Source organism: Empedobacter sp. UBA7252, from assembly GCF_002472765.1.
Lineage (GTDB): Bacteria > Bacteroidota > Bacteroidia > Flavobacteriales > Weeksellaceae > Empedobacter > Empedobacter falsenii_B.
Map to the genome: position 1 here is coordinate 1 of NZ_DKSQ01000079.1, position 3,969 is coordinate 3,969.

At 32.2% G+C, this 3,969-nt stretch carries 3 protein-coding genes; all 3 read left to right on the top strand.

Annotated elements, in window-relative coordinates; genetic code table 11:
* The first annotated feature begins 437 nt into the window (after positions 1–437).
* The 3 genes from B2X73_RS11455 (at position 438) to B2X73_RS11465 (ending at position 3,866) form a co-directional block, all read left to right on the top strand.
* Complete coding sequence (locus tag B2X73_RS11455; protein ID WP_291096459.1) at positions 438–1,703, top strand: hypothetical protein; 1,266 nt, start codon at positions 438–440, stop codon at positions 1,701–1,703.
* Between the two features lie 10 nt (positions 1,704–1,713).
* On the top strand, positions 1,714–2,595 hold the full coding sequence (locus B2X73_RS11460) for a hypothetical protein (protein ID WP_291096461.1): 882 nt from the start codon (positions 1,714–1,716) through the stop codon (positions 2,593–2,595).
* A 155-nt stretch (positions 2,596–2,750) separates the two neighbouring features.
* Positions 2,751–3,866: an AAA family ATPase gene (locus B2X73_RS11465; protein WP_291096463.1), complete on the top strand. Its 1,116-nt coding sequence runs from the start codon at positions 2,751–2,753 to the stop codon at positions 3,864–3,866.
* Positions 3,867–3,969 lie beyond the last annotated feature (103 nt).

Sequence of the window (3,969 nt, forward strand, 5' to 3'; positions counted from 1 at the left end):
CGTTTAGGACGCAAGTGATCTAAATTACAATAATATTTCTTTCTTGAAGATATTATTTAGATAATTTTAACAATAAAAGAATACTGATTTCCAAAATATATGGACAATTTACAGGTTAACCGACTTACTGTCAACCAACTCAGGATTTACTTAAGTCTTGGTTCTTAATTGTCAGTTTTTAGGCATGAAAAAAATTTTCAGCTCCGGCGGGACTTGACGGATTCTTGGAAACTGGAGCTAAGGAAATCAATATCATCAAGAGAACTGGCTTCATATTATTACTTTAAAGATAGTTTACATAATTATAAATTCGACAATCTTTCGAATAATCTCTATTTAATTCTGTTTTATCTAATAAATCCTTCAACACAAATTTATCCACAGTATTAATTATTCCAGAACTTAAGCTTAACTTTATACTTCTAACCCTTCGATTAATGACAGAAGATAAAATAAATTTTAACAGTGCCTATGTTAGCCTCAACCTACTGGATGAATTGGATTATTGTCTAGGTGGATATGGAAAACCAAATTTCGAATTTCTTTTTAGCTTAAATACATTTGTAGAAACATTTATAGCATCCTCAAGTTTCTATACGTCCTTAGATGAATTAAACCATCTGAACTTAACGGCACCGGCCCTCTTTCCGAATGGCAGACCTATCTTGAACATGCTGGTAAAAGCTGGAGGACTTAAATTTGTGAATGGAGTTATCGATAAGGAAGGAAAAGTAATCTATATTGGGGATGCGGATGGTCTAACAAGGAAAGAAGCCCAACAGGAATTCATCCTCAAATATGGTACAGATATTACGAAAAAATATCTTTTAAAGAGTGAAATCAGTAATTCCATAACTGAAATTCCGTTAATAACTGCCAAACTTTCCGATGAACAGTTTATCGTTTCTGAGGTACATACACACTCTTCTGAACTTGTCTCGAATCTATTGAATGTTTCAAGGTTTTCAAGTATTCAAACAAGTTTGCCTATCTATCTTTATGAAGAGCAAATTACCTCACTTATAAAAACACCTTATTCAATTCAATCTTTAGAAAGGCTAGCCAAATTACATGAAGAGAATCTGGAAAGCTTATTAAATGATCTCAACTTTAAACATCTGCCTGTTCCTCCTTTTACTAACATACTGCTTAGCCAAGTTTCTTCTATTTCTGAGATCCCAGAAAAATTAATACAGTTACGATTTGACTTCCAAGAGTTGAGAGATAAATTTATTGAACTTGAAAATGATATCCATGGCTCGTCTAAACTAAAGGAACAACAAGCTGCTCATAGAAAATTTAATGAGTTTTGGATTACTTTTATGAAAAAATATACCGATCGAAGGCATCGTATTTTCTATGGCCTATTAGACTTGACTTCGGGCGTAAATACAGACAAAGCTGCAGACAAGTTAATTGAAGAGAACAATTTCTTAGACGCACTTAAAGATCTGAATTTTGGCAAACTTGGCGGAAATCTCCTCACAAGAGGATATAGTGAATTCAAGGAAAGAAGAATCATAAACAGATATAAAGGATTGACAAATATCTGGGAACTCTTCCAGTCAGGTAACGGTATTGAAGCACAGATTGAACACTTTGAACATTTATTTGGAGTTAGGTTCAGTAATACAGAAATTAACAAAGTCAGCACTTTTATCAACCATAAATTGGGTAGTCTAAACAATAAAATAGCAAAATAATACTATTAATATGTCCTTCTTTTTTAAAAAGCGTGAATCTAGCGGTGTATTCATTTATGAAGACAACAAGTTTAAGGAATATCTTAAAGATGTAGGGGATGTATCAATTAATAACATAGCAATTGCATTGGGTTATCATCCAGATCAATTGTATTCCCCAACAATAAAAGAAAATAAGGAAAAGCTACTTTATGTCGGACTTGAAATGTTTACTCGAAATCCTGTTTTTATCATGACTCACCCAACAACGACATTTATTACTCAAAAAAGTATCAAACATGCAATAGGTGATTTCTCAGTAGCCAAAGAATTCGACCGTATTAGAATTAATGATGAATTAACCACAGGCATTGAAAACAAAAGTTTTCCGACTGAATTCCTGTCAAAAGTATTAAATATGAAAGACATTTCAGATAATGGGATGTTTTACTCTGAAAAAATTGACACCTACCTTTACTTTACTGGGGGGCTACTTACCGATTTTCATTTTGACAATGGGCTTTTCCCTTATGCCCAGCAGTTAAGTATAAATAATCCAACTGTCTTTAATAGAATTGCAGAACTAGCCTATAAATATTGGCCAGAAAATGATTTTCAGGCAAAAAAGGAAATTAATATCCAATGTGAAGCATGGGCTAATCTTCCTGGAGCTTATGGAAATGAATTCGTACCACTACATAGAACTGAAAATGGCGGATCAAATTTACACATGATACGTGTCTGTCATTACAACTACCCCATTGATATTGATCAATTCAAAGAAATTAACCATAAAAGATATCAAGAATTTGAGGATGAAAATGGTAATCAACAATTTATTAATGGCAATTTCAGATACACATTCGACAAGCTGACAGGATATTTAGATAAGACCTGCCTTAGCGAAAAATAATGTATTTTTTTGTAAAAACAGTTTATTCATTATTAATGACTAACCCAATACTGAAACCAGTCCTATAAGAAGGGTTTAACATTTCTTTTCTATATGCCGTAAAAAAATTACGGCATATAGAAAGTATTTAGTATTTTTGATCAAAATCTATAACAATGCTTGCAAAATTTAAAGTTTCCAATTTTAAAAGTTTTAATGAGGAAGTTACTTTTGATCTTACAGATACAAATGGATATACTTTTAACAAAGATTCCATTAAAAACGATATAGTAAATAGCGCATTGGTCTACGGTCATAATGGTGTAGGTAAATCCAATCTTGGATTGGCCATTTTCGACATTATAGAGCATCTGACAGATGGTAAGAAAAATGACTCAGGCTACGAAGTTTATCTGAATGCCTATTCGAAAAAAAAATATGCCCAATTTTCATATGAATTCCTGATCGAAGGTGCGAAAGTAGAATACAGCTACCGAAAATTGGATTATTATACAATTCTCACAGAAAGCTTTTCCATTAATGGAAAAGAATTAGCGAGAATTGACAGAGAAAAAAATAATACAGCACAGTTTAACTTTAAGGGGGCCGAAACTCTTAAAACTGAAATCACCAATCCAGGCCTATCTATCATCAAGTATGTTAAAAACAATACCGAACTGGATAAGAATGAGGAAAATAAAGTATTCATGAGATTTTTCAGTTTTATTGAAGGCATGCTTTTCTTTCGTTCTTTGCCCAAGAATGAATACATGGGCAGCAATATCGCTACAAAAACAAATGCAATAGAAGATATTATAGAAAAAAACAATTTGCGAAATTTTGAGGAGTTTTTAAATAATGCTGGAATTGAATGTAAATTGAAGGAAATTGATGAAATCGAGAAGAAAACGATAGGATTCGATTTCGATGGCGTAGAAATCCCTTTTGTAAAAATTGCCTCACAAGGTACTCGGTCATTATTATTATTTTATTATTGGTTTCAACGCATAAAAGACAAAGAAAAAACCCTTGTATTTATAGACGAGTTTGATGCTTTTTACCACCACGATTTATCAGCAGTAATTGTTCGTGAATTAAAGAAAACTGGTGTTCAATTTATATTAACAACACACAATACTTCTATTATTACAAATGATTTATTGCGTCCAGACTGTTATTTTTTAATTAACAAACACAGTATTCGATCCCTCTCAAAATCTACTTCTAAGGAATTAAGAGAAGCACATAATATCGAAAAAATGTATAAAGCAGGAACTTTCGATGGCGAGTAATATATTGTTTGTATTTGAAGGTCAGAATGTAGAGGATCAAATTTACGACTCTTTTTCGCAGCATTTTCTTGATGTAAATGCAGTCATTACATGTGAATATTGT